This is a genomic window from uncultured Bacillus sp. (assembly GCF_958411575.1).
Taxonomy (GTDB): Bacteria; Bacillota; Bacilli; order Bacillales; family Bacillaceae; genus Bacillus; species Bacillus spizizenii.
Map to the genome: position 1 here is coordinate 332,419 of NZ_CATYRA010000001.1, position 24,836 is coordinate 357,254.

Sequence of the window (24,836 nt, forward strand, 5' to 3'; positions counted from 1 at the left end):
ATGATGTGCTTTTCACTATATTCTACTCCTTCACGCGGGATTTGCAAATGACCTGTTTGCAGATTTTCTCAACTTATCTGCCGTCTTTTTTCAATTGTTTTGCCAGCTGCCGAAGAAGCTCTTCAAGCTCATCTCTCGTTTGTTTATAAATGTCAATTGAACCGCCGAACGGATCGATGACATCCCCGCGGCTGCCTGTGACATATTCTTTTAGCGTAAACACTTTATCACGATAACGTCCAAATTGGCTGGCAATGATCTGTTTGTGCTGATGGGTCATAGCAAGAATCAAATCAGCTGATTTCATATGTTCTTCAGTTAATGGAGAAGACACATGATTCAGGGCAATGTGTTTTTCAAACAGCGCTTCGACCGCTTGAGGCGTCGCTCTCCCATTAGGCGAAGCAAACACGCCTGCCGAGCGGACACTGACATTCAGCCCTTCCGTTTCTGCAATTGATTTAAAAAGCGCCTCAGCCATAGGGCTGCGGCACGTATTTCCAGTACAGACAAAAATAATGTTCATGTCAGTCACCCCTTATTTTCTCTATTATATATGAAGAAAAAAGAAACGGCGACTTCGTTTCTTTTATTGGTGGTATATTAAATTGGCAAAAGCAGCTTTAGGCCGAATACGATTAATATGATGCCCCCGAGCGCTTCGCTGTATGTGCCAAGCCATGACTGCACTTGTTTTCCGATCAGCAGGCCCAGCCATGTCAAAATCATGCTGAAAAGCCCGAACAGGGTAATTGTAAGGAGCGGATGCGATCCGTATATCCCTAAGCTCAAACCGACGGAGAAGCTGTCAAGGCTGACGCCGATGGCAAACAGCAATAAGCCCGGCCCTGTCGGCGACATGAATCGTTCTTCTGACTGTTTAAAAGAAGCCATAAGCATTTGAACCCCCAGAACAAATAGCAGCGAACCCCCGATATAAACCGCTAACACGCCGAGGAGCCCTGACAGCATGTTACCGGCCGCCATTCCTCCAAGAGGCATGATGACGTGAAAGAGGCCGATGATGAATCCAATATAGAATATCTGCTTTCTCCTGAGTTTGACCATGCCCATTCCGAGACCGACAGAAAAAGCATCCATCCCTAAAGCAAACGCCATGATGCTTAAAGTAATCAGTTCGCCTATGAACAAATCCGACATACATAAATAACCCCCTTGGACACGCCCGCTTTTTTAGCCTATGCGTGTCCAAAAAGGGTTAGAACATCTGACTGTGTTCAGCGAATCACTCTTCCTCCGGCGGCTTTCATCAGCCTATTCATAATGGCGAGACCGACGCCCGTGTCTGGAAAGGATTCCGCAATAATAAAATCCACCTTATTCTCATCAAAACTGCGTAAAGCATCGTACAGCGCTGCCGCAACAGTCTCAAGCTGAGCCCGTCTGCCGCAGCTCTTCACATAATCAGCGGAATAAACACCCGCGTTTTCTTCTGTCGTCAGGACACCGACCCGTCTTCCGCCCTGTTGATATTCTTGAATGAGATGCTGAATGCGCTCTGGGCCGCCTTCACAAATAGCAAGCGGTGCTGTCGGCGCATAATGTGTATATTTCATCCCTGGAGAAATCGGCTTCTCATTTTGATCGCTGAGTCCTTTATCCACAAGGATCGGTCCGATTTCCGCTTCAATTTGTTCTTTTGTAATGCCACCTGGGCGCAGGAGAACAGGGATGTCGCCCGCACATGATAGTACGGTTGATTCGACCCCAATCCCGGTAGGGCCTCCGTCCATAATTCCAGCGATTCGGCCATCCAAGTCGTGAGCCACATGTTCCGCCTTTGTCGGACTTGGCTTGCCTGATAGATTGGCGCTAGGTGCCGCAATCGGCAAACCCGACTCGCGAATCAGTGCTAGGGCAAGCGGATGATCCGGCATCCTAATGGCAACCGTTTCAAGCCCTGCCGTTACACGAGGTGAGAGCGCACCAGGTTTGCAAGGCAGAATGAGCGTAAGTGCTCCGGGCCAAAACCGTTTCATCAATGTTTTTGCCTTTTCCGGCGCCGGACCCGTTAAACCGTCAAGCTGACTGATGTCCGCAATGTGGACAATCAGGGGATTATCGCTCGGCCGCCCCTTTGCCTTATATATTTTTTTGACAGCATCTGTGTTTTTCGCGTTTGCGCCGAGACCGTATACCGTTTCTGTCGGGAACGCAACGACCTCATTTTCTCGGAGCAAAGCAGCTGCTTGTGCAATTTGTGGATCATTTGTGGATAACTCGTCAGTTACATCCACAAACCATCTTTTCGTTTTCATTTTCTGACCAAACTCCTTATTCACAACAATAAAACGATTGTTTTACGCGTGTAATCCTTTTGAAAGTATAAAAGATGTCCTGTAATAAAACAAGCGTTATCCACAAATTGTGGACAACGCTAATGAAGAAGTGGATAAGTATGTGTATAAATCACACTTATCCAGACGCTTTTTTCATCAAGACGGCCCCTTCGGTTTGCCGCGATTCACAGAAGTGATCAGAAGAAAACAGCTCTTCAGGTACGCTTTCAGCTGGTTCAAATCCCAGCGCCGCCAGGAAGTCAGCAGAGGAATGTTGATTCGCTACTAGATATACTGTTTTGATCTGATGCTTTTCGCACAGCACCTCCATGCTTTGAAATAGCGTGACGATATGACCTTGGTTAAGCTTGTCCGATATGACAAGTGACCGCAGCAGCCCTTGATCACAGCTTATTTTTTCAATTCCGAGACAGCCGGCAATGTTTTTCTCGCTGTCCTCCAGCATAAGAAACTGGGTGAAGCCTTCTTTCACGCCTTCATGATTGGTTTTCGCCTGTTTTAAAAATTCCTCGAGCACGTCTCCGTCTTTTTCCCTTGCCACCCGCAGTTGATAAAACATCCGTTCACCCCGTTTTTGCATTCTTTCTTCCAATCTATGAGGCAAATCTATTTTTAGACCAGGTGATTAGGAAAAAAGGTCGGAAATCCATTCGACTAAGAAGAATTTTACTTCTGTGCCGTCTTCCTTCTCTTCTTTCTCTGCTTTTTTGGCTTTTTCCGCTTTAGCGGTTACGTCCTCAAGCACTTTCTCATTCTGCTTTTTTGAGGCTTCTTTATCTTCTTGTTCTTTGACGGCTTCCCCGTTAGAAAAATCGAGAAAGCAGAGCGGCGGGAACAGCACACACCACCAGTTGGCGCCGTCGCCGTTTCCAAGCGTAATCAGAATCGCTTCATACTCACCAGCCGGATATACCATGTTGCCATAAAGCTTTGTCGGAAATGAGATTTTGTCAAAATCAACGGATATCGATTGGTTCGCTCCTTCTTTCTCCATTGTTTCCTTTGCAATTGCTTTGATTTCAGGCAGTTTTGAGCGAATCACACGCCGGGCTTCAGCTATAGAAGTGATATCCTCTACCCATGTTGTAATTTCTTTATTGACCGCGTCTCTGATATGACGCTTTAATTCTTGGTCCGCGTCACGATCGCTGTTTGCCAATATTCTCAAGCGGATCGCCTCGTCCGGTATGACCACCGGCTGATTTTCTGATCGCTGTGCCGTCTCTTCTTTTGCCAGCCCTACAAGCGCTCCGGATAATAAAAGAAAGATATATATACATATGATTACTGTTTTTTTCATCGGTCCCCACCGTTCCTCTCCGTGCTTTGTTTCTAGCCCTATTATGGACAAGGAGAGCCTAAGGTAAACGTACAGGGTGAAAAAAATCTAGCAAGCTGTTAATCTAATTTATGGTACGATAGTGTTTTAGGAGGTTTAAGATGAAATATAATTATACAGTGCTGTTATCAGCATTCACGATGTCAGTTCTTTATTCGATTATCTATATTCATTCATTTATCATTGCCGCTGTCATCACGATGGCATTTTATTTTCTGTTCCCTTATTTGATATTCGCGCTGCCGCTTCAATTCATGATGAATAAAAAACCGAAACGGTTCAGCCCTTTGTATTTGCTGTATTACCTTGTCGCGGCTTTTATTGCCAACGCGATCATTTTCGGCGTGCTGCAGCCTTCGGGACAATCTCTGTTTCAAAATACAGCCTTCTACCTTTTCGCTGTATTAACAGCTCTTGTCTATTGGATATGGGATTCTGTTTTACTGCAAAAAAAGGAAGCCTAAAGAGGCTTCCTTTTTTCATTAAAACAAAACCGTCAGCAAATAACATAGAATAGAAGGTATCGCCGCAACAAAGAAAGCAGCCGCCATTTTCAAGCGGGCGGTACGGCCTTCTTTGGTTTCTGAATGGTAGTTTGCCCGCTGATCGCTTCCGCTTACAGCCAAACCCGATGTGATGATCGCAAGCCCAATCAAAACGAGAGACGCAACGCCAAACATCGTTTCATATGAAGCTTGCGGAAAAATAGTGCCAACCATGCTCTCAATCGCAATGAGCAAGATTCCTGCTGCCAGGGCATTTTTCATCTTTTACATCCCCTTTGCCGGTGTTAACACAGCTTGATTCATCAACTCGCCAGCAAGCTGCTTATATATCTTTATGAATCACGGCGCATATGGTTCTGTCTTTTCCGTTAATATCTTTCAGCACTTCCACTTCCGCACCCTTAAACGTCTTGAGAATCAGCTCTTTCACCGCTGCGCCCTGTTGCCATCCGATTTCAAAAACGACAAACACCTTATCCTTCATGACAAGCGGGATGTCTTCCATAAACCGCTTATAAAATTTTAGCCCGTCTCCGCCATCGGTCAGAGCGTGCAGCGGCTCATGAAAACGGACAATCTCTGATAGATCAGCCATTTCTCCTTCTGAAATATAAGGAGGATTCGAGACGACAATATCCGCTTTTTTGCCTTCCTTAATAAAAGGTTCAAGCAGATCGCCCTGATAAAAGTGCACATCTGCTCCAAGCGTTTCCGCATTGGCAGAGGCGACTTGCAGCGCCTCTTTCGAAATATCGACAGCCGACACAGAAAAGTTTTTGTTTTCAAGCGCAAGCGTGACGGCTATCGCGCCGCTCCCTGTACCAACGTCAACGACTTCGAGCCTGCTGTCTTCAGAAAAGACATGCCGATATTTTTCAAGCAGATGATAGACAACCTCTTCTGTTTCCGGCCGTGGGATCAACACATCATCATTCACCATAAATTCCCGTCCGTAAAAAAACTCTTTTCCGATAATGTACTGAACCGGCACGCCCTCTTTATGCATCTCAACGTGACGCTTAAAGCGATACAGTTCGTCTTCGCCAATCGGTTCCTGTAAGCTGGCGAGCAACTTGCTTCTGTCCATTCCTGTATCATAAAGCAAAAGAAGCTCGGCCGCATTTTCTTCCCTTCCCGCTTCGGTTAAATAAGAAGAAGCCCATTTCAGGGCTTCAAATATCGTCTTCATCTTAACCTTCCGCTTGCTGAAGCTTACTTGCCTGATCTTCAACGATCAGCGCTTCAACCACTTCGTCTAGTTTTCCTTCAAGAATCTGATCAAGCTTTTGAATCGTCAGGCCGATTCTGTGATCCGTCACACGGTTTTGCGGGAAGTTGTATGTGCGGATACGTTCAGAGCGGTCACCTGATCCGACTGCTGATTTCCGTGTTTGATCATATTCAGCCTGGGCTTCCTGCTGAAATTTATCGTAGATTCTGGCACGGAGAACCTTCATTGCTTTTTCTTTGTTCTTGATTTGAGATTTTTCATCCTGGCATGATACAACAACACCTGTCGGCAAGTGCGTCAGACGAACGGCAGACATTGTTGTGTTAACGCTTTGTCCGCCCGGTCCGCTTGATGCAAACGTATCAACACGGATATCCTTCTCATGAATGTCAACCTCTACCTCTTCTGCCTCAGGAAGACATGCTACTGTTGCAGTAGAGGTATGGATACGGCCGCCTGATTCTGTTTCGGGAACACGCTGTACGCGATGGGCGCCGTTTTCATATTTGAGTTTAGAATATGCGCCGCTTCCCGTAATCATAAAGATGATCTCTTTGTAGCCGCCCGTTCCGGTTACACTCGCTTCCATGACCTCTGTTTTCCATCCTTGCAGCTCGGCATAACGGGAATACATTCTATACAGGTTACCCGCGAATAAAGCGGCTTCCTCGCCTCCCGCAGCTCCGCGGATCTCCATGATAACGTTTTTGTCGTCATTAGGATCTTTCGGGATCAGGAGCACTTTCAGGCGTTCTGACAGTGTTTCCGTTTCCTTCTGAAGTTCAGAAATCTCTTCCTTCACCATGTCGCGCATCTCAGCGTCCAGCTTCTCTTCAAGCATCGCTTTTGCATCAGCCAGCTGTTCTGACGCATCTCTGTATTGTCTATATACGTCAACTGTTTCTTGTATATCAGATTGCTCTTTTGAATATTCTCTAAGCTTTTTCGGATCGTTGACTACTTCTGGATCGCTTAAAAGCTCATTTAATTTTTCATATCGTTCTTCGATTGACTTTAAACGGTCTAACACGGTCTTCACCTCTGTTTTCCTGTGCGTAACATTCTCATTATAGTATAGTGATTAACCCCAGTCAAAAGCATTTCAATCCCAGCTGGAAAAGCCTTCTCTGCTATACTGGGAATCAAGGAGGGATGATGTTGCTGAAATCCATACATCATATTGCAATCATATGTTCAGATTTTGAAAAGTCGAAAGCTTTCTACGTACATAAGCTTGGTTTTCAGGTGATTCAAGAAACGTACCGCGAAGACCGCGGTTCCTATAAGCTGGATTTGTCGCTTAACGGCTCGTATGTCATTGAGCTGTTCTCGTTTCCCGATCCGCCCGCACGCCAAACACGGCCTGAAGCTGCAGGCCTGCGCCACCTCGCCTTCACGGTCGGCAACTTGGATGAGGCTGTTCAGGAGCTTCATGAAAAAGGAATCAAAACAGAACCGATCAGAACAGATCCGCTGACCGGTAAAAAGTTTACCTTCTTTTTTGATCCTGACCAGCTTCCTTTAGAGCTGTATGAACAATAACGGTTTTTGAAGAAAAAAAGGAGATACCCACTTTCTTTGCCGAATCTTTTCTTGTTTTGTCTAACAGGAAGGGAACCGCATTCTATGGTCGAATACCTAGCTAAAAAGGAGGTATGGGATCATGAATACAAATATGGTAGCAAGTGAACTCGGCGTCTCCGCAAAAACGGTGCAGCGATGGGTGAAGCAGCTGAATCTTCCGGCCGAACGCAATGAGCTCGGGCACTACTCGTTTACTACAGAAGACGTGAAGGTTCTAAAATCTGTTCAAAAACAAATCTCTGAAGGCACGGCGATTCAGGATATTCATGTGCCGCAAAGCACTAAAAAACGCACAGGCTTCATTGTCCAAAAAACAACCGGCGACACAGAACGACGAATCGAACAGCTCGAACAGAAGCTGGACACCCTATTACAGCAAAGGCAGGACGAGAACGAACTGCTGATAAGGATTTCGGAACTGGAACGCCAGCTGAAACAAAAAGCCGATGAGGGTGTATCTTATCAGCTGCTTCAGCACCGCAGAGAAATTGATGACATCCTTGCAGACCTGCAATCACTGACCTCACAAATGACAGAATTCACCGCTCAGCCGATCCCCGAGACTGCTGCTGCTTCCGAAAAAACCAAAACAAGAAAAAAACCGCTGTTGTCACTGTTCAAATTTCAAACCTAAAGCAAAAAGCTCCCCATAAAGGGAGCTTTTTTGATTACGCAGTAAGCGCGATAATGATCGGAAGTGAAATCAATGACAGAATCGCACTGATCACAAACGCAGAAGCTGTTTCTTCCTCTTGTTTCTCGAAACGAGTTGCAATCATGGCCGCAACAGCAGAACCAGGGAATGCAACAAGAAGGATCGCTTTTGTTGTTTGGTCAGCTGGAAGTCCGACTGCAAGAGCAATCAGGAACATTAACGCAGGCTGAACCGCAACTTTGAGTAACGCAATACCAAATGCCGGTACGCTGAGTTTGATACTGCGGATACCAACGGTAACACCGACAGCAAAGAGAGCAACACCAGATGTTGTGCTTCCAAGCTGATCGAGCATTTTAACACCCAGCTCAGGAAGAGTGACACCGCAAAGCACTAAGATCATACTGATTAACGGAGCAGCTGCAAGCGGCTCAGAAAGACCGTGCAGGATTGATTTTCCTGTCATCTTCCAGAAGCTGTCGCCGCCCTCTTCGTTTTTCTTAGAAGACTCACCGACAGTAGCAATAATAATCGCAAGCGGATCAAGAATCGCATTAACAACGATACCTGTAACCGCGATCGGAATCGCAACCTCTTGCGCACCGAACAAGCTTCCCAGTACAGGAATACCCATAAATGCGAATGTCGGCTGTGCAGAGTTCAAAGAAAATACGGATGAGTTCGTTAAATCATATTTAAACACAAATCTGCAAAGCAATAAAATAACGATATAGAAACCAACAATCCCAATAATTAAAGAAACCATTAATGGAATTTGGGATAAAAATTCACTTCTGGAAGTTGTCAAAATACCAGCGATAAAGTGAGCTGGAAGTGCGTATTTCGTTACTAACGTACTTACCCCTTTTGCCGACTTGGCATCATAACTTCCAAAATGTCCTGCAAACCAACCCAGCACGATAACAAAGAAAATCGGCGCCAGGAGGATTAAGATATCTAAGATGCTCAAAATATTCTCCTCCAAATCCTATGTCCGTATACTTTAGCTTTACAAAAAGCTTTCCCTCGGACGAAAAAATTTACTCGCTAATTATTTCGCGATGACTTTTTTGTATTCCGGTGTCCACATTGCATCAAGAACCGCTTGTTTCACATCTTCTGGCTGACGATTTGCTACGCCATCTTTAATAGCTGCTTCAGCAACGGCAATCGCAACTTGAATAGAAACTTCTTGAAGCTTGTCAATGCTTGGAAGCAATCCTGCTCCAGGTGTTTCAAGATCAACCATTTCAGCAATCGCATCAGCAGTTGCAGCAAACATAGCAGGCGTAATGATACGCGCTTCAGCTACAATTGAACCAAGTCCAAGACCAGGGAACGCGAATGCGTTGTTAGATTGTCCGATTTCATAAGAAACACCGTTGTATTCTACATTGTCAAATGGGCTTCCTGTTGCAATAAGCACTTTTCCGTCAGTCCATTTGAACAGATCTTCAGGAACTGCTTCAGCAAGGTGAGTCGGGTTAGACATCGGCATGATAACCGGACGGTCTACGTGAGATGCCATCTCTTTCACAATTTCCTCTGTGAACGCACCTGAAACCCCTGAAGTACCAATCAAGATAGTTGGTTTCGCTTGGCGAACCACTTCATCGAATGGAATTTGGCCTTTTTCATCACGTTTCCAGTCTTTCACTTCATCTGTCGTGCGAAGGTAAGGTTTTTGGAAATCAAGGATGCCTTCGATTTCTTCAGTCAGCAAGCCTCTGTAATCAATTGTGTAGAAGCGTTTGTTAGCTTCTTCTTCAGATAGTCCAGCAAGCACCATGGTGTCACGGATTTGGTCAGCAATACCGATACCAGCAGAACCAGCACCGAAGACAACAACACGCTGATCTTTAATAGAAGCGCCAGTTTTCTTCATAGCGGCAAGCACACCAGCGAGTGTGATCGCGCCTGTACCTTGGATATCATCATTAAATGTAAGAATTTCATGGTTGTATTTTTTCATGATATTGCGTGCATTTTTGTTACCAAGGTCTTCCCAGTGAAGAAGTGCTTTAGGGAAGAATTTCAATGCTGCTTTTACATAAGCGTCAATGAAAGCTTCATAGCGTTCGCCTTGAACACGTTCATGCTTGTTACCAATATATAAAGGATCATTCAGAAGTTTTTCGTTGTTTGTACCGACATCAAGTACTACCGGGATAACACGGCTAGGGTCAATCCCAGCTGCAGCAGTGTAAACCGCCAATTTACCGATTGCGATGTTAATACCGCCTACACCCCAGTCACCGATACCGAGAATACTTTCAGAGTCAGTGGCAACGATAAGATCAATATCGCCTGCTGTCGCATGAAGGTTTTCAAAAGCTTTTTCAATACCGTCAATATTGTCGATTGACAAGTAGATACCTTGAGGTCTTCTATATTCATGGCTGTATTCCTGAATCGCTTCACCAACTGTTGGTGTGTATACAACAGGAAGCATTTCGCGAAGATGGTTTTTCAGCAATTTATAGAAAAGAACTTCGTTACGGTTTGCAAGATCACTTAAGTAAACATTTTGACGAAGGCGGTCAGGCTGCGCTTGGAATTGCTCGTATGCGCGTTGTGCTTGTTGATCAAGAGAAAGTACAGTTGGCGGCAGAAGTCCTTCTAAGCCAAGCTCTTGTCTTTCTTCTATTGAAAAAGCAACGCCTTTATTCAAAGTAGGAATAGATAAAACTTCTTTTCCTCTAAGAGTTGTTTCTAAGTGGCCTTCTTTCGTTTTTTTTATGTTATTCAAGCAAATCTCCTTCTTTCTTGAAATAGTTAACCAAGTTAAGTAATAACCCATCTAAAAAATACCGATCATGATCTTTATGCGACTTTGTGACAATTATTCGAACAATGTCTCAAAACTATTTACATTACGTAAGCTATTGTATGCCTGTCAAAATCAAAATTCAAGGGAAGAAAATTAGTTAATTTTTTAATACACTTAATTAAATTTTTTAATTATATATTATCAGAATATAAAAAAAACACCGGTGTTTTTAGCCGGTGTTTTCTATCTTTAGACCCATGTTTTGGACTATTTTTTAGATTTTCCAAGGACTTCGTGGTGATGTCTGCATCTTGCTTCATACGATTCGGATGCGCCCACCAAAATGACCGGATCATCGTAAGAAGCAGGTTTACCGTCAATTAGGCGCTGTGTTCTGCTCGCCGGTGATCCGCAGACAGAACAGACGGCTTGCAGCTTCGTCACACTTTCCGCAATCGCCATAATACTCGGGACGACGCCGAACGGCTCTCCCCTAAAATCCATATCAAGGCCCGCCGCAATCACACGGTAGCCTTTATCGGCAAGAGATGATAAAACCTCAATAATTTCCTCATCAAAAAACTGCACTTCATCAACCGCAATCACATCCGTACTCTCACTGATGTGATCCCAAATGTCCGCAGCAGAAGAAATGGAATAGCTCGTCATTGATGTTCCATTATGGGAGACAACAGCATCTTCGCTGTATCGATTATCAATCACAGGTTTAAATACCCTGACTTCCTGCTTGGCGTAAGTCGCTCTCTTCACTCTTCTGATCAGCTCTTCAGATTTCCCCGAGAACATGCTGCCGCAAATCAGCTCAAGCCACCCGCTTTGTTTCATTATGTACATAGGCGTCGCTCTCCTCTCTGCCAGCTGTGTGTTTTAGACAATATAAAAAACAGGCAAGAGTGCTTCTTGCCTGTTGAAAAATCTATTATTACTTAAGACCGTATTTTTTGTTAAAGCGATCAACACGACCATCAGCAGAAGCGAATTTTTGACGGCCAGTGTAGAATGGGTGGCATTCAGAGCAAATCTCAACGCGTACCTCTTCTTTTACTGAGCCTGTTTCAAATTCATTTCCGCAAGCGCATTTAACTGTTGCTTTTTTGAAATTAGGATGAATTCCTGCTTTCATTGTATCCATCTCCTTCCGCCCTGAATCCCGTGTGGAAACAGAGTTATTATTTCGGAGCATTGTCCGAAACGCATATGAGAAAATTATATCAGTGATTTACTTCTTTTGCAAATACAATTTATCGTCTAGCAGATGATAGATTTGCCTGTTTCCATTCTTGATTGAGAATATCGAAAAATTCCTGGTTTGTTTTGGTTTTTTTCATTTTTCTCATGAATTTTTCTGCGAAATCAGGTGAATCAGACATCGTTTTGCGGATAGACCATAAACGATCAAGGTGCTCTTTAGGCACAAGCAGCTCTTCCTTGCGCGTTCCCGAACGGCGGATATCGATGGCCGGGAAGATGCGGCGCTCTGCCAGAGAACGGTCAAGGTGAAGCTCCATGTTGCCTGTTCCCTTGAATTCTTCATAAATGACATCATCCATACGTGACCCTGTATCAACAAGAGCCGTAGCAAGGATAGTTAAGCTGCCGCCCTCTTCGATATTTCTCGCAGCCCCGAAGAAGCGTTTCGGACGGTGGAACGCTGCTGGATCAATCCCCCCAGAAAGCGTTCTTCCGCTCGGCGGAATCACTAAGTTGTAGGCGCGGGCAAGGCGTGTGATGCTGTCCATCAGGATGATGACATCTTTTTTGTGTTCCACGAGACGCATCGCGCGCTCAAGCACAAGCTCGGCCACTTTAATATGGTTTTCCGGCACTTCATCAAACGTTGAGCTAACGACATCCCCAGCTACGGAACGCTCGATATCGGTCACTTCCTCTGGTCTTTCGTCGATCAAAAGCACGATGAGCTCTGCTTCAGGCTGGTTTGCTGTAATGCTGTTGGCAATTTCCTTCAGCAGCATCGTTTTTCCGGCTTTTGGAGGCGCAACAATCAAACCGCGCTGTCCAAATCCAACCGGTGCCATCATGTCCATTATTCTTGTAGACAAGAAGTTTGGCTTTGTTTCAAGCACCATTTGACGGTCTGGATAAAGAGGTGTAAGAGCCGGGAAATGCACACGCTCTTTTGCTGATTCGGGATCATCCCCGTTTACTGCTTCAACGTGCAAAAGTCCATAGTAACGCTCATTTTCTTTTGGCGGGCGAACCTTGCCCGATACTTTGTCTCCGTTCCGCAAATCGAAACGGCGGATTTGTGAAGCTGAGATGTAAATGTCCTCTGAGCTTGGAGAGTAGTTGATCGGTCTCAGGAAACCGAAACCTTCGGACTGGATGATCTCAAGAACACCTTCCATAAACAGCAGATCTTCCTGTTCTGCATTTGCTTTCAGAATGGCGAAAATGAGTTCTTTTTTTGTCAGTTTGCTGTAATAGGAGATTTTATAATGTCTTGCAAGTTCATAAAGCTCTTTCAATTTCATATTTTCCAAAGATGAAATAGATACGTCTTTCATAAAAACACCACGCTTTTCATAGTCAATATCTTACTTGCACATGTAATCTGCTGCTTTTGCACAACATCCGCCAAAGCACATTCTTTTTTTAACATAAAGGAACTTCTATCGGTAACACTTCCACCCATGATCGGCGCTTTTGTTAAAAGGATTGTCTTAATGAGTTTTGAAGGAAGCGAGGACAAAAACATGAGAAGATCAATACTTATATCGTCTGTATGCGGTAGAAATTGAAACTTTCCTAGTGCTTAAAAGAAGGAATTACGCAGTAAAATTCGCAGCACTCTTTATTTTTACCTTATTTCAAAAAATTATTCAACTGAAATAAGGTTTTGACACGGAATTGATAGAGTTGACGCTTTTCTGCAAAAGAAAAGCGGGCTCACACCCGCTTTTTCTATGTTATGGACGGATTACAAGATTTGGTTTCTTTTTCAGGCTGTGTCTGCCGTCAACGAAGCGGACAGTACCTGATTTTGCACGGATAACTAAGCTTTCAGTTGTGCCGACAGAGCCTTTGAATTGAACGCCTTTTAACAGCTCGCCGTCCGTTACCCCGGTAGCTGCAAAAATCGCGTCATCACCCTTCACAAGGTCTTCCATACGAAGGACTTTGCTTAAATCGAGACCCATATTATTGCAGCGTGTGATTTCTTCTTCGCTTTGCGGAAGAAGTTTACCGATAATTTCTCCGCCCAGCGCTTTTAACGCAACAGCAGAAAGCACACCCTCGGGAGCTCCTCCAGATCCGAACAGGATGTCAACGCCCGTGTGGTCGAAAGCCGTGTTGATGGCGCCTGCGACATCGCCATCATTGATCAATTTGATTCTGGCGCCGGCCTCACGAAGTTCAGAAATAATGTTTGCGTGTCTTTCACGGTTTAAGATTGTGGCAACGACGTCCTCAACGTCCTTGTTTTTGGCTTTTGCCACCGCTTTAAGGTTATCAATGACAGGTGCTTCAATATCAATGCAGCCCACCGCTTCCGGACCGACTGCGATTTTTTGCATATACATGTCAGGAGCGTTCAGAAGCGTGCCGTGGTCTGCTACCGCAATAACCGTCAGCGCGTTCCAGCCGCCGCTTGCTAGGATGTTTGTGCCTTCAAGAGGGTCAACTGCGACATCGACGCGCGGGCCGTACCCGTTTCCGAGTTTTTCCCCGATATACAGCATCGGCGCTTCGTCCATTTCGCCTTCACCGATCACAACGGTCCCTTTCATCGGAACTGTATCAAAAACGTCTCTCATTGCGCTCGTTGCCGCTTCATCAGCCTCATCTTTTTTTCCCCGACCCATCCATCTTGCAGATGCCAATGCCGCAGCTTCGGTCACACGTACCAATTCCATTGATAAACTTCTTTCCATTTCAACACGATCTCCTCTCACCAGAAACCATTATGAATTTTGAAGCTGTTCTATTTCTTCGTCAGTCATTCTTTCACGCCAGATTGTCGCTCCAAGCCCCTCAAGCTTCTTCTCAAGGCTGCTGTATCCGCGGTCAATATGCTCCAGACCCGTAATTTCCGTGACGCCGTCAGCCATCAATCCGGCTACCACCAGACAGGCTCCGGCACGCAGATCGCTCGCCTTCACTTTTGCGCCTTGAAGCGCGACAGGACCTGTGATGATGGCAGATCTGCCTTCTACTTTCATATTGGCACCCATCCGTCTCAGCTCATCAATATGCTTGAATCTTGCCGAGTAGATGGTGTCTGTTACGACGCTTGTCCCTTTTGCCCTTGTCAGGAGCGCCGTCATCGGCTGCTGCAGATCAGTCGGAAAGCCCGGGTATACAAGGGTTTTGACATCAACCGGCTTTAAGTGCTTCTGCCCGCCGACAATGAGAAGCTGGTCGTCGCTTGTTTCGATATGATAGCCCATTTCTCTCAGCTTTGCCGTTAACGACTCAAGATGGGTGGGAATCACATTATCGATAATAACTTCCTTGCCCATTGCAGCTCCTGCAATCATAAACGTCCCGGCCTCAATTCTGTCCGGTATGATCGTATGCTTGCAGCCGTGCAGTTCCTTCACGCCGTCGATTCGGATCACATTGGTTCCCGCACCTTTGATTTTGGCTCCCATGCTGGTAAGCAGTGTCGCGACATCAATGATCTCAGGCTCCTTGGCAGCGTTTTCGATGATCGTTTTTCCTTCTGCCAAAACAGCGGCAAGCATAATGTTAATGGTTGCCCCTACGCTTACGACATCTAAATAAATACGTGCGCCTCTCAGCCTTTCAGCACGCAAATAAATAGCACCCTGTTCATTGGTCACTTCTGCCCCTAACGCTTCAAAGCCTTTGATATGCTGATCAATCGGACGGGGCCCCAAGTGGCAGCCGCCAGGCAATCCGATGACGGCCTGCTTGAAGCGGCCGAGCATTGCCCCCATTAAATAATACGACGCGCGAAGCTTTTTTACTTTCCCGTTAGGAAGCGGCATGCTGATCATCGACGTGGGGTCAACAACCATTTCCCCATTCTCAAAATGCACGTTGCCGCCGATTTCCTTTAACAGGTCACGCAGCGTTTCAATATCTGAAATCTCTGGAAGCCCTTCAATTGTCACCTCGGAATTTGCCAAAATGGTTGCAGGTATTAATGCGACAGCACTATTTTTAGCGCCGCTGATATGTACTGTACCGTTTAACGAGTCACCGCCGGCAATATTCAACTTTTCCATGATAGTCTCCTTCCATAAGAAGATAGCTGCGGAGCTAAATAAAATGTCATTTTATTCTGTCTCTGCAAATAAAGCTCATGTCCAAAATCTAGCCAATTCGAAGAGAAAGAATACAACACATTGTAAAATATCAAGAAGAAAATAGCGAAGCTTTGCGGGGTACAGGTTTCGAAAGTTGCACAGAGACCCGCCGGCTCGAGAGACATCGTCGTCATCCGGCAAAAGCAGTACGCAAACCCTTCATTCCGATATCAGCTTCTGCAGCCCAATGATTCCTTCTCTGTAAAGCGGCGTCAGCATCTGTAGGTCCGCTGTATCAGACGGTGAAAAACAAAGGCCGCGGCAAACAGGCATAAAACTGTTTGCCGCCCTTTGCCATTATTTATTCCAGTCTGCCAGGAATTGTTCAATTCCTTTGTCTGTTAACGGATGCTTAGTGAGCGCATGAATGACTTTCAGCGGCATTGTGCCGATATGAGCCCCTCTTAGAGCGGCTTCTGTCACGTGCTGCGGATGGCGGATTGACGCTGCAATGATTTGCGTGTCAAGACCGTGAATGTCAAAAATCGTTTTGACGTCTGAAATCAGGTCAAGTCCGTTGTGGCCGATGTCATCTAAACGTCCCAGGAATGGAGATACATACGTTGCCCCAGCTCTGGCAGCGAGAAGCGCCTGGTTGGCATTGAAGATCAATGTGACGTTTGTTTTGATGCCTAAGTCAGTAAGTGCTCTTACCGCTTTTAAGCCATCAGACGTCATCGGGATTTTCACCGTAATGTTCGGAGCGATTTTCGCCAGTTCTTTTCCTTCCTCGATCATTTCCTCAGCTTTTAAAGAAATAACTTCCGCGCTTACAGAGCCTTTCACGACGTCTGTGATCTCGCGAAGACGGTCGTGGAATGATACGTTAGCTTCTTTTGCTACTAAACTAGGATTCGTCGTTACACCGGCGAGAATTCCTAATTCATTCGCTTCTTTAATTTCATCAATATTGGCTGTATCAACAAAGAATAACATTTTCAAAAAGCCTCCCTGATTAAGAAATTTTCTGAACTGTGAATATGATTGCGCTTTCTAAAGATAGACGGAAAACCGCCTGTCAAGCTGTCAGGCGGTTATAAACGTTCCAATTGAATTAAGCTTGGTTTGAAGAACCAAATTCACGCATTTTACCGATAACTGTTTCTTTGATCGCTTCACGAGCTGGTCCAAGATATTTACGTGGATCGTACTCGTCAGGCTTAGCTGCCAATGTTTCGCGAACAGCTTTTGCAGAAGAAATTTGGTTTTCAGTATTCACGTTGATTTTAGCTGTACCAAGTGAAATTGATTTTTTGATGTCAGCAGTCGGAATTCCAGTACCGCCGTGAAGAACTAGCGGAAGACCAGTTGTGTTTCCGATCTCTTCCATCTCTTTGAAGCCAAGGTTTGGCTCACCTTTGTAAGGGCCGTGAACAGAACCTAATGCAGGTGCAAGGCAGTCGATGCCCGTGCGCTCAACAAGCTCTTGGCACTCTTTAGGGTCAGCGTAGATTACGCCTTCAGCAATAACGTCATCTTCTTGTCCGCCGACTGTTCCAAGCTCAGCTTCTACAGATACTCCGTGGAAATGAGCAAGCTCAACAACTTTAGAAGTTGTTGCTACGTTTTCTTCAAATGGATGGTGAGAAGCGTCGATCATTACAGATGTGAAACCTGCATGAATCGCTTTCGCACAAGATTCAAAGCTTGAACCGTGGTCTAAGTGAATCGCAACAGGAACTGTCACTTTGTACTCTTCCATAAGTGCTTTTACCATAGCAACGACTGTTTTGAAGCCGCCCATGTAGCGTCCCGCACCTTCGGAAACACCAAGGATCACTGGAGATTTTTCTTCTTCAGCTGCTTGTAAAATGGCTTGAGTAAACTCAAGGTTGTTTAAGTTAAATTGTCCTACAGCATAACCTTTTTCTTTAGCTGTATTCAACATTTCCGTCATAGAAACTAAAGGCATGTCGAATGTCCTCCTTATGTAGCCTGATTGTCTTCTAGCGAAAAAAGCTTTCCACCCTAGCATGACCCATCTATTGCTGTCATATGTAAATACCAGATCGCTTTTTCTCCATAACTAGAATACCAACTTTTCGACAAATCGGCAACACAATGACATCATTCATTTGTTTCTTCTTTTTGTCAGTTAGACTTCAGGGGCAGATATTTTTTCACGGCGTCTCTGATTTCGTCGATGTCAAATGGCTTCGCAAAGTGCGTCAAAGCGCCCAGTTCCTTTGATTCCTGGATCATGTCGAGCTCTCCGTATGCCGTCATGATAATCACACGGATGTTTTCGTCAATGACCTTCATCCGTTTTAAGATTTCAATACCATCCATGCCGGGAATTTTCATGTCCAGAAGCACAAGGTCGGGCCGTTCTTTTGTCACGATGTCAAGCGCCTGCAGGCCGTTTGCAGCCTGAAACGTCTGGTAGCCTTCTTTATTGAATACTTCGTTAAGCAAAATACGTATGCCGTATTGATCATCAACGATTAAAATTTTTTCATTCATCATTTTACACCCCAATATTATGATTTTCGTCAAAAGTAAGCAGTAGTGTATGTATTCTGTTTGATTTTCCTATTTCCTTTAATTATAATAGTCTACTTTACGACATTTTCTGAGCATTTTCTCTTTTGTTGTATACTGATATTGTACGTTATAAAGGAGGATTCACTTATGTTGAAAATATTTACGACGCAGTTAACAGGTATTTTTTCCCGCATTCAGGATAAGGAATCTGACGCGATTGAAGATGGGGCGCGGCTGCTTGCTCAAGCGGTGATCAGCGGGCATTCCATTTATTTATACGGAGCTAATGAGCTTCAGGGCGTCTTTTATGAGGCCACCGAAAGCAGCGAACCCTTCCCATCTGTCAAAGCCTTTCCAGAAAGCGCTGAGGAAGTGACAGAAAGCGACAGGGTGCTGATGTTTTGCTCAGGGACCGGCACAGCCGAAGAGCAGGCGCTCGCGAAAGAGCTTTATGAAAAAGGTACGGGAGTCGTATGCGTATCGCCGGCAGCCAAAGACAGTGCGGGAATTGAACAATATTGCGATGTGCATATTGATTCTAAATTAAAAATGCCGCTCGTTCCCGATGAAGACGGCACCCGTTATGGATTTCCCTCTTTAATGACAGCACTGTATGTCTACCATGCTTTATCGTTTATATTAAAAGAAATTCTGCAAGAGTATGCATAATATCTTATTGTACATGCTGCATCTTGCAGGAAACAAATAAAAAAGACTTGCCCGCTTTTGACAAACGGCAAGTCTTTTTTGATTACTTCTGATTTGCAGCTTCGACAGACGCTCCGATAAAGCCTTTAAATAGAGGCTGAGGTCTTGTCGGTCTGGACTTGAACTCTGGGTGGAACTGAGAAGCCACGAACCAAGGGTGGTCTTTCAGCTCGATGATTTCAACGAGGCGTCCGTCAGGGCTTGTGCCTGAGAATACGAAGCCTTGGTCTTCCATTTGCTGTCTGAATTCGTTGTTGAATTCATAACGGTGGCGGTGACGCTCGTACACCACTTCATCCTGATACACTTCAAAGGCTTTCGTGCCTTCTTCAAGCTTACAAGGGTAAAGGCCGAGACGAAGCGTTCCTCCGAGATCCTCAACATCCTTCTGTTCAGGAAGAAGGTCAATGATCGGGTATTGAGTTGACGGATCAATTTCCGCAGAGTGAGCGCCTTTTAAGCCCAATACATTACGTGCGTATTCAATAGACGCAACCTGCATGCCTAAGCAAATGCCCAAGAATGGAATGTTGTTTTCGCGCGCGTATTTTGTTGCAACGATTTTGCCTTCAACACCTCGGTCACCGAAGCCGCCTGGTACGATAATACCGTCTGTTCCGCTAGTTAGCTCGCCGATGTTGCTTTCTGTTACTTCCTCAGCGTTAATCCATTTCACTTTTACATCTGTGTCAAACGCGTAGCCCGCGTGGCGAAGTGATTCAACAACAGAGATGTATGCGTCAGGAAGCTCAACGTACTTACCGACAAGGCCGATCGTAATCGTTTGAGACAGATTGCTAACCTTATTAACAAGCTCTTTCCACTCTGACATTTCAGCTTCTTTGCATGCCAATTGCATGTGCTCGCAAACAAGCTTATCAAGCCCTTGTTTTTGAAGCTCAAGCGGAATGGAGTAAAGGTTGTCCGCATCTTCACACTCGATCACTGCTTTTGTATCGATGTCGCAGAATAGCGCGATTTTATCTTTCATATCTTGAGAAATCGGCATTTCTGTACGCACGACGATGATGTTTGGCTGAATGCCCAAGCTGCGTAATTCTTTTACGCTGTGCTGTGTCGGTTTTGTTTTCAATTCGCCCGCAGCTTTAATGTAAGGAACAAGCGTACAGTGGATGTACATTACGTTTTCACGGCCGATATCGCTCTTCATTTGGCGAATCGCTTCAAGGAATGGCAGTGATTCGATGTCTCCGACAGTACCGCCAATTTCTGTAATGACGACATCCGCGTTTGTTTCTTTCCCCGCCCGGTAAACACGGTCTTTCAGTTCGTTTGTGATGTGCGGGATAACCTGTACAGTTCCGCCAAGGTAGTCTCCGCGTCGTTCTTTTTTAAGAACTGTTGAATAGATTTTACCAGTTGTTACGTTGCTGAATTTATTCAGGTTGATGTCGATAAAACGCTCATAGTGACCAAGGTCCAAGTCTGTTTCGGCGCCGTCATCCGTTACGAATACTTCACCGTGCTGGTATGGGCTCATCGTTCCCGGGTCGACGTTGATGTATGGATCAAATTTTTGGATCGTCACGTTTAGTCCACGGTTTTTCAGCAAACGCCCCAATGAAGCTGCTACAATACCCTTTCCAAGTGAGGATACGACTCCCCCGGTTACAAAAATATATTTCGTCATTTCGTTTGCTCCTCTCTTCGCTCTTAGCTACATTTTTAAAATGTACTGTTTTATAGAAAATCATTTAGCCTTTTAAATGATTTATAAGAAAAATGAGGGGTGAAAATAAGAAAGCTCCCTTTCAATTTCTTGAAAGGGAGCATAACGCACTATGTTCTCTCTTCGTTTTTGAAGAGCCCAAAATACATACTACATAGTTCGACTTTGAAAGTCAAGATTGTTTTGAAGATGATCTATTACTATTTGAGATCCTCATCTTCATCATCAAGATCTTCATCATCTTCATCAATAATATCCTCTTCGATCTCAAGATCATCGTCGTCTTCATCAAGATCTTCATCGTCAAAATCGTCGGCGTCAAGATCAAGTTCTTCCTCGACTTCATCTAAATCAATGTCGTCTTCGTCGATCTCTTCAAACTCGTCAAGGTCAAGATCTTCTTCGACTACTTTCTTCGCTTTTTTCTTTTTCGCCTTGACGGTTGGCTGCGTTTCTTCGTCAAGCTGATCATACGGATACCAGCTGCGAAGTCCCCAAGTCTGGTCAGAAAGCGCCAGGAAGCGGCCGTCAATGTTTAAATCTGTATAAAATTGAGCGATGCGGTCTCCAAGCTCTTCTTTTGTCACGCCGAGCAAAGATGCAATTTCATTTAAAAGCTCCTGAAAAGGAACTGGTTTTTTATGTTCTTCAAATAATTCGTGAGCGATTTCAACTAAAGCCATTTCCTTTAGCTCTTCCTGTGAATATTGTTTGATACCCAAGGTCGGACACTCCCTTTCTATTACTTATATGTATCTGTTTTATCAATAATGAAAGCGATTTTGTATCGTTCTTATACAAACCATACCTCTCATTATAAACAAAATAAAACAGAATATGCTACCCTTAACAGCGTTAATTTAAATAATTTTACAAGAGTGTTCCGACTGATAGATGTTTTGCGTCAATCCGCGAGCATTCTGGAGATGACAAGTCTTTGAATTTCTTGAGTGCCTTCATAGATTTGCGTGATTTTTGCATCACGCATATAGCGTTCAACCGGATAATCTTTTGTATAGCCATAGCCGCCGAAAATCTGCACGGCTTCGGTCGTCACCTTCATTGCCGTATCCCCCGCCAGCAGTTTGGACATGGCGGAAGCTTTTCCATATGGAAGGCCTGATGATTCCAGCCATGCCGCCTGATAGGTCAATAGCCTTGAAGCTTCTATCATTGTAGCCATATCCGCGAGTTTAAAAGCAATGCCCTGCTGCTCGGCGATCGATTTTCCGAATTGCTTTCTCTCTTTTGCGTATTGAAGCGCCGCATCAAGCGCTCCCTGAGCGATGCCCACGGCTTGAGCGGCAATGCCGTTTCTTCCTCCGTCAAGCGTCTTCATCGCGATTTTGAAGCCTTCCCCTTCTTCTCCGAGACGATTGGCTGCGGGCACAACACAATCTTCGAACATGATTTCCGTTGTCGGAGACGAACGGATGCCCAGCTTCTTTTCTTTCTTGCCTGTCAAAAAACCTTCAAATTCCTTTTCTACAATAAAAGCGGAAATGCCTTTTTTCTTTTTCTCGGGATCGGTGACTGCAAAAACAATGTAAATATCCGCGATGCCGCCGTTCGTGATAAACACTTTTGAGCCATTTAACACATAGTCATCGCCGATTCGTTCAGCAGTTGTTTTCATGCCGCCGGCATCAGAGCCGGACCCTGCTTCCGTCAAAGCAAAAGCGCCGATTTTCTCTCCAAGGGCCAGTTGTGTCAAATACTCTGTCTTCTGCTCTTCCGTCCCAAAGGCAAATAGCGGCCAGCTGCAAAGAGAGATATGGGCGGAAAGCGTCACACCGGTGGAGGCGCACACTTTCGACAGTTCCTCCACCGCGATGACGTAGGCCAGATAGTCACTTCCGATTCCTCCATAATCTTCAGGCCACGGAATTCCCGTCAGCCCTAGATTCGCCATTTCCCGAAATAGCTCGCGGTCGAAGCGTTCTTGTTCGTCGCGTTCTGCGGCTGTCGGGGCCACCTCATGCTTCGCAAAATCACGGACCAATTTCCTGATCATCTCGTGTTCTTCTGATAATGAAAACTTCATGGCTTCTCCCCCATTTTCATATCAGCACCTAAGACAGATTGGGCCAGAAGCTCGGCGACATCATACGTTTTGACTTGGTCTTCGGCTTCTTTCGCCTTTGTGCCATCCCCGAGCATCGTGAGACAGTAAGGACAGCCTGAGCTGATCACCGATGGGTTGACCGCGAGCGCTTGCTCTGTCCTGGCGACATTAATCCTGTTGCCCGTTTCTTCCTCCATCCACATTAATCCCCCGCCGGCGCCGCAGCACATGCCGGTTTCCCGGGTTCTCTCCATTTCAATCAGCTGTACGCCCGGAATGGCTTTCAAAATCTCCCTCGGCGGATCATAGACTTCGTTGTAGCGGCCCAAGTAGCATGAGTCATGGAAGGTAATCACCTCTTGAAGGGGGTGCTGCGGTTTTAGTTTCCCGTTCCTTACCAGCTCGGCCAGCACTTCTGTATGATGATAAACCTCGCCTTCAAAACCGAAATCAGGATACTCATTTTTAAATAAATTGTATGCATGCGGATCGATCGTAACGATTTTTTCCACATGATTTTTTTCAAATTCAGAGATATTCTTCTCAGCCAGCTCTTGGAATAAAAATTCATTTCCGAGGCGGCGCGGCGTGTCTCCTGAATTTTTTTCTTTATTACCGAGGATCGCAAAAGACACGCCCGCGTGATTGAGCAGCTTGGCAAAAGAAATCGCGATTTTCTGGCTTCTGTTGTCGTAAGACCCCATGGAACCGACCCAGAAAAGATACTCAAATTCTTTTCCTTCTTTTTTCATTTCTTTTACGGTCGGAATCTCAGCATCCGGCGCCGCGTCACGCCAATTTTCGCGTTCCTTGCGGTTGAGGCCCCACGGATTTCCCTGCCGCTCGATACTGGTCATGGCGCGCTGTGCGTCACTGTCCATTTTCCCTTCTGTCAATACGAGGTAGCGGCGAAGGTCGATGATTTTATCCACGTGTTCGTTCATGACCGGGCATTGATCCTCACAATTCCGGCAAGTGGTGCACGCCCAAATTTCTTCCTCTGTAATGACGTCGCCGATCAAGCTCGGATTGTAATCTAGCGCTGCCGCGGCTTCCTGCGATCCGCTGCCTGCTGACGACGCCGCCAGCTGATTGCCTCTTGTATGCCGGAACGCTGCCGCGGGCACCCATGGCGAGCGCGAGGTGACGGCGGCGCCTTTTTCAGTGAGATGGTCTCTGAGACGCAAAATTAAGTCCATCGGCGACAGCATTTTTCCGGTGCCTGTTGCAGGGCACATATTGGTGCAGCGGCCGCACTCGACACATGCGTACAAATCAAGCAGCTGGGACTGCCGGAAATCTTCTATTTTTCCCGCTCCGTAGCTTTCTTTCGTTTCGTCGGTAAAATCAATTTTTTCAAGCTTTCCGGCTGATTCCATTCTATTGAAAAAGACATTTGCCGGGCCGGCGATTAAGTGGGCATGCTTCGACTGAGGCACGTACACTAAAAAGCTCAGCAAAAACAGAAGATGCACCCACCATGCGATATAGAAAATCACCGCCGCACCTGTTTCCCCGACTCCGCTAAGCAAAAACGCGATACCTGATGCAATCGGCTCGCTCCACGAAAGCCCGTGCTCATGCCAGATCAGGTTCATCCCATTCCCAACCAGAACGGTCAGCATCAATCCTCCGATAAAAATGAGAACGAGTCCTGCTTTGAAACCGCGTTTTAGCCTGACGAGCTTTTCGATATAACGTCTGTAGAATGCCCAGCCCACAGCGATTAAAATGAGAAATGTAACGATTTCCTGAAAAAAGGTGAAGGCGGGATAGACAGGGCCAAGCGGCAGATTCCGATCGGGAGCCAGTCCTTTGATAATAAAGTCAATTGCTCCGAACTGAACCAAAATAAATCCGTAGAAAAACATGACGTGAATGATTCCGCTTTTCTTGTCCTTGAGCAGTTTTTTCTGTCCGAATACATTCACCCATATGGCGCGAAGCCGTTCCTTAATCCGTTGATCAAAATGTTCTTTCTGCCCAAGCCTGATGTAGGCCAGTCTCGTTTTAACCAAGTAGACAAACAAATAGACAGCGTAAGCGGTTACAATCAGAAATAACAATGCATTTGCGATGAGAAAGCCGCTCATTCCAATTCCCCCTTTTTACTGATAAAGACCGCGATCCCCTACCCTCGAATCTGTATAAGATTATCTTTATGATAA

The 24,836-nt window shown here is 45.5% G+C and carries 27 protein-coding genes; 4 read left to right on the plus strand and 23 right to left on the minus strand.

The window, feature by feature from the left end; translation table 11 throughout:
* Positions 1 to 73: 73 nt before the first annotated feature.
* From Q5C82_RS01620 to spoIIR, 5 genes are all read right to left on the minus strand, one after another.
* Positions 74 to 526, minus strand: coding sequence for a low molecular weight protein arginine phosphatase (locus Q5C82_RS01620; RefSeq protein ID WP_003221913.1), 453 nt, complete (start codon positions 524 to 526; stop codon positions 74 to 76).
* Positions 527 to 603: 77 nt separating this feature from the next.
* Entirely contained in the window at positions 604 to 1,161 is a 558-nt protein-coding gene (locus Q5C82_RS01625; RefSeq protein WP_003221915.1) for a manganese efflux pump MntP family protein, read from the minus strand.
* A gap of 77 nt (positions 1,162 to 1,238) precedes the next feature.
* Entirely contained in the window at positions 1,239 to 2,279 is a 1,041-nt protein-coding gene (locus Q5C82_RS01630; protein WP_003221917.1) for an L-threonylcarbamoyladenylate synthase, read from the minus strand.
* 157 nt (positions 2,280 to 2,436) lie between these two features.
* The gene (locus tag Q5C82_RS01635) at positions 2,437 to 2,880 is read right to left on the minus strand and encodes a GNAT family N-acetyltransferase (RefSeq protein WP_032727380.1); all 444 of its coding nucleotides are present in this window, start codon (positions 2,878 to 2,880) and stop codon (positions 2,437 to 2,439) included.
* Positions 2,881 to 2,946: 66 nt separating this feature from the next.
* Positions 2,947 to 3,621, minus strand: coding sequence for a stage II sporulation protein R (spoIIR, locus tag Q5C82_RS01640; protein ID WP_003221921.1), 675 nt, complete (start codon positions 3,619 to 3,621; stop codon positions 2,947 to 2,949).
* Positions 3,622 to 3,761: 140 nt separating this feature from the next.
* Between spoIIR and Q5C82_RS01645 the strand changes: the two genes are divergently transcribed.
* Positions 3,762 to 4,124, plus strand: coding sequence for a UPF0715 family protein (locus Q5C82_RS01645; RefSeq protein WP_003221923.1), 363 nt, complete (start codon positions 3,762 to 3,764; stop codon positions 4,122 to 4,124).
* Positions 4,125 to 4,142: 18 nt separating this feature from the next.
* Here the strand turns inward: Q5C82_RS01645 and Q5C82_RS01650 are convergent, their stop codons facing one another.
* The 3 genes from Q5C82_RS01650 to prfA form a co-directional block, all read right to left on the minus strand.
* Complete coding sequence (locus Q5C82_RS01650; RefSeq protein ID WP_003221925.1) at positions 4,143 to 4,427, minus strand: DUF5316 family protein; 285 nt, start codon at positions 4,425 to 4,427, stop codon at positions 4,143 to 4,145.
* 61 nt (positions 4,428 to 4,488) lie between these two features.
* Complete coding sequence (gene prmC / locus Q5C82_RS01655; protein WP_003221927.1) at positions 4,489 to 5,355, minus strand: peptide chain release factor N(5)-glutamine methyltransferase; 867 nt, start codon at positions 5,353 to 5,355, stop codon at positions 4,489 to 4,491.
* 1 nt (position 5,356) lies between these two features.
* On the minus strand, positions 5,357 to 6,427 hold the full coding sequence (gene prfA, locus Q5C82_RS01660; RefSeq protein ID WP_003221928.1) for a peptide chain release factor 1: 1,071 nt from the start codon (positions 6,425 to 6,427) through the stop codon (positions 5,357 to 5,359).
* 125 nt (positions 6,428 to 6,552) lie between these two features.
* Here prfA and Q5C82_RS01665 point away from each other — a divergent pair, with 125 nt between their 5' ends.
* Positions 6,553 to 6,939, plus strand: coding sequence for a VOC family protein (locus tag Q5C82_RS01665; protein ID WP_013308071.1), 387 nt, complete (start codon positions 6,553 to 6,555; stop codon positions 6,937 to 6,939).
* 121 nt (positions 6,940 to 7,060) lie between these two features.
* Complete coding sequence (racA, locus tag Q5C82_RS01670; protein WP_003221930.1) at positions 7,061 to 7,615, plus strand: chromosome-anchoring protein RacA; 555 nt, start codon at positions 7,061 to 7,063, stop codon at positions 7,613 to 7,615.
* Between the two features lie 34 nt (positions 7,616 to 7,649).
* On the opposite strand, the gene Q5C82_RS01675 is transcribed toward racA, so the two are convergent.
* The 11 genes from Q5C82_RS01675 to spo0F form a co-directional block, all read right to left on the minus strand.
* A complete protein-coding gene (locus tag Q5C82_RS01675; protein WP_003221932.1) occupies positions 7,650 to 8,606 on the minus strand; it encodes an AEC family transporter in 957 nt (318 codons plus the stop codon).
* 81 nt (positions 8,607 to 8,687) lie between these two features.
* Complete coding sequence (malS, locus tag Q5C82_RS01680; protein ID WP_003221934.1) at positions 8,688 to 10,385, minus strand: oxaloacetate-decarboxylating malate dehydrogenase; 1,698 nt, start codon at positions 10,383 to 10,385, stop codon at positions 8,688 to 8,690.
* A gap of 288 nt (positions 10,386 to 10,673) precedes the next feature.
* Positions 10,674 to 11,261, minus strand: a complete 588-nt coding sequence (locus tag Q5C82_RS01685; RefSeq protein WP_003221936.1) for a thymidine kinase — start codon at positions 11,259 to 11,261, stop codon at positions 10,674 to 10,676.
* 88 nt (positions 11,262 to 11,349) lie between these two features.
* Positions 11,350 to 11,550, minus strand: a complete 201-nt coding sequence (rpmE, locus tag Q5C82_RS01690) for a 50S ribosomal protein L31 (RefSeq protein ID WP_003151132.1) — start codon at positions 11,548 to 11,550, stop codon at positions 11,350 to 11,352.
* A gap of 118 nt (positions 11,551 to 11,668) precedes the next feature.
* On the minus strand, positions 11,669 to 12,952 hold the full coding sequence (gene rho, locus Q5C82_RS01695) for a transcription termination factor Rho (protein ID WP_003221939.1): 1,284 nt from the start codon (positions 12,950 to 12,952) through the stop codon (positions 11,669 to 11,671).
* Entirely contained in the window at positions 12,949 to 13,143 is a 195-nt protein-coding gene (locus tag Q5C82_RS01700) for a hypothetical protein (RefSeq protein WP_013308072.1), read from the minus strand. The genes rho and Q5C82_RS01700 overlap by 4 nt, the downstream gene beginning before the upstream one ends.
* Positions 13,144 to 13,354: 211 nt before the next feature.
* On the minus strand, positions 13,355 to 14,320 hold the full coding sequence (glpX, locus tag Q5C82_RS01705) for a class II fructose-bisphosphatase (RefSeq protein WP_003221941.1): 966 nt from the start codon (positions 14,318 to 14,320) through the stop codon (positions 13,355 to 13,357).
* A 30-nt stretch (positions 14,321 to 14,350) separates the two neighbouring features.
* Positions 14,351 to 15,640 (minus strand): UDP-N-acetylglucosamine 1-carboxyvinyltransferase, encoded by a 1,290-nt coding sequence (locus Q5C82_RS01710; RefSeq protein ID WP_003221943.1) that lies wholly within the window; start codon positions 15,638 to 15,640, stop codon positions 14,351 to 14,353.
* Positions 15,641 to 16,018: 378 nt separating this feature from the next.
* On the minus strand, positions 16,019 to 16,657 hold the full coding sequence (gene fsa / locus Q5C82_RS01715; protein ID WP_003221948.1) for a fructose-6-phosphate aldolase: 639 nt from the start codon (positions 16,655 to 16,657) through the stop codon (positions 16,019 to 16,021).
* A 118-nt stretch (positions 16,658 to 16,775) separates the two neighbouring features.
* Positions 16,776 to 17,633, minus strand: a complete 858-nt coding sequence (locus Q5C82_RS01720) for a class II fructose-bisphosphate aldolase (RefSeq protein WP_003221950.1) — start codon at positions 17,631 to 17,633, stop codon at positions 16,776 to 16,778.
* Between the two features lie 179 nt (positions 17,634 to 17,812).
* A complete protein-coding gene (gene spo0F / locus Q5C82_RS01725) occupies positions 17,813 to 18,187 on the minus strand; it encodes a sporulation initiation phosphotransferase Spo0F (RefSeq protein WP_003227621.1) in 375 nt (124 codons plus the stop codon).
* A 165-nt stretch (positions 18,188 to 18,352) separates the two neighbouring features.
* Between spo0F and Q5C82_RS01730 the strand changes: the two genes are divergently transcribed.
* Complete coding sequence (locus Q5C82_RS01730; RefSeq protein WP_003221955.1) at positions 18,353 to 18,874, plus strand: DUF2529 domain-containing protein; 522 nt, start codon at positions 18,353 to 18,355, stop codon at positions 18,872 to 18,874.
* A gap of 82 nt (positions 18,875 to 18,956) precedes the next feature.
* Here Q5C82_RS01730 and pyrG read toward each other — a convergent pair whose 3' ends face one another.
* The 4 genes from pyrG to Q5C82_RS01750 form a co-directional block, all read right to left on the minus strand.
* Positions 18,957 to 20,564 carry a glutamine hydrolyzing CTP synthase gene (gene pyrG / locus Q5C82_RS01735; RefSeq protein WP_003221957.1) on the minus strand — a complete coding sequence of 536 codons (1,608 nt, stop codon included), beginning with the start codon at positions 20,562 to 20,564 and terminating at the stop codon, positions 18,957 to 18,959.
* 239 nt (positions 20,565 to 20,803) lie between these two features.
* The gene (gene rpoE, locus Q5C82_RS01740; protein ID WP_003221959.1) at positions 20,804 to 21,325 is read right to left on the minus strand and encodes a DNA-directed RNA polymerase subunit delta; all 522 of its coding nucleotides are present in this window, start codon (positions 21,323 to 21,325) and stop codon (positions 20,804 to 20,806) included.
* Between the two features lie 182 nt (positions 21,326 to 21,507).
* Positions 21,508 to 22,647 (minus strand): acyl-CoA dehydrogenase AcdA, encoded by a 1,140-nt coding sequence (gene acdA / locus Q5C82_RS01745; RefSeq protein ID WP_003221961.1) that lies wholly within the window; start codon positions 22,645 to 22,647, stop codon positions 21,508 to 21,510.
* Positions 22,644 to 24,761 (minus strand): heterodisulfide reductase-related iron-sulfur binding cluster, encoded by a 2,118-nt coding sequence (locus tag Q5C82_RS01750; RefSeq protein ID WP_003221963.1) that lies wholly within the window; start codon positions 24,759 to 24,761, stop codon positions 22,644 to 22,646. The genes acdA and Q5C82_RS01750 overlap by 4 nt, the downstream gene beginning before the upstream one ends.
* Between the last annotated feature and the right edge of the window lie 75 nt (positions 24,762 to 24,836).

Bases quoted from the DNA above. Each gene is read 5' to 3' on its own strand.
- glpX (WP_003221941.1), bottom strand. From the start codon at position 14,320: ATGGAAAGAAGTTTATCAATGGAATTGGTACGTGTGACCGAAGCTGCG.
- Q5C82_RS01630 (WP_003221917.1), bottom strand. From the start codon at position 2,279: ATGAAAACGAAAAGATGGTTTGTGGATGTAACTGACGAGTTATCCACA.
- spoIIR (WP_003221921.1), bottom strand. From the start codon at position 3,621: ATGAAAAAAACAGTAATCATATGTATATATATCTTTCTTTTATTATCC.
- Q5C82_RS01750 (WP_003221963.1), bottom strand. From the start codon at position 24,761: ATGAGCGGCTTTCTCATCGCAAATGCATTGTTATTTCTGATTGTAACC.
- acdA (WP_003221961.1), bottom strand. From the start codon at position 22,647: ATGAAGTTTTCATTATCAGAAGAACACGAGATGATCAGGAAATTGGTC.
- pyrG (WP_003221957.1), bottom strand. From the start codon at position 20,564: ATGACGAAATATATTTTTGTAACCGGGGGAGTCGTATCCTCACTTGGA.
- Q5C82_RS01635 (WP_032727380.1), bottom strand. From the start codon at position 2,880: ATGTTTTATCAACTGCGGGTGGCAAGGGAAAAAGACGGAGACGTGCTC.
- Q5C82_RS01620 (WP_003221913.1), bottom strand. From the start codon at position 526: ATGAACATTATTTTTGTCTGTACTGGAAATACGTGCCGCAGCCCTATG.
- rpmE (WP_003151132.1), bottom strand. From the start codon at position 11,550: ATGAAAGCAGGAATTCATCCTAATTTCAAAAAAGCAACAGTTAAATGC.
- Q5C82_RS01625 (WP_003221915.1), bottom strand. From the start codon at position 1,161: ATGTCGGATTTGTTCATAGGCGAACTGATTACTTTAAGCATCATGGCG.
- Q5C82_RS01720 (WP_003221950.1), bottom strand. From the start codon at position 17,633: ATGCCTTTAGTTTCTATGACGGAAATGTTGAATACAGCTAAAGAAAAA.
- Q5C82_RS01685 (WP_003221936.1), bottom strand. From the start codon at position 11,261: ATGTACATAATGAAACAAAGCGGGTGGCTTGAGCTGATTTGCGGCAGC.
- fsa (WP_003221948.1), bottom strand. From the start codon at position 16,657: ATGTTATTCTTTGTTGATACAGCCAATATTGATGAAATTAAAGAAGCG.
- Q5C82_RS01710 (WP_003221943.1), bottom strand. From the start codon at position 15,640: ATGGAAAAGTTGAATATTGCCGGCGGTGACTCGTTAAACGGTACAGTA.
- Q5C82_RS01665 (WP_013308071.1), top strand. From the start codon at position 6,553: ATGTTGCTGAAATCCATACATCATATTGCAATCATATGTTCAGATTTT.
- racA (WP_003221930.1), top strand. From the start codon at position 7,061: ATGAATACAAATATGGTAGCAAGTGAACTCGGCGTCTCCGCAAAAACG.
- prmC (WP_003221927.1), bottom strand. From the start codon at position 5,355: ATGAAGACGATATTTGAAGCCCTGAAATGGGCTTCTTCTTATTTAACC.
- rho (WP_003221939.1), bottom strand. From the start codon at position 12,952: ATGAAAGACGTATCTATTTCATCTTTGGAAAATATGAAATTGAAAGAG.
- Q5C82_RS01730 (WP_003221955.1), top strand. From the start codon at position 18,353: ATGTTGAAAATATTTACGACGCAGTTAACAGGTATTTTTTCCCGCATT.
- Q5C82_RS01650 (WP_003221925.1), bottom strand. From the start codon at position 4,427: ATGAAAAATGCCCTGGCAGCAGGAATCTTGCTCATTGCGATTGAGAGC.
- Q5C82_RS01700 (WP_013308072.1), bottom strand. From the start codon at position 13,143: ATGTTTTTGTCCTCGCTTCCTTCAAAACTCATTAAGACAATCCTTTTA.
- spo0F (WP_003227621.1), bottom strand. From the start codon at position 18,187: ATGATGAATGAAAAAATTTTAATCGTTGATGATCAATACGGCATACGT.
- Q5C82_RS01645 (WP_003221923.1), top strand. From the start codon at position 3,762: ATGAAATATAATTATACAGTGCTGTTATCAGCATTCACGATGTCAGTT.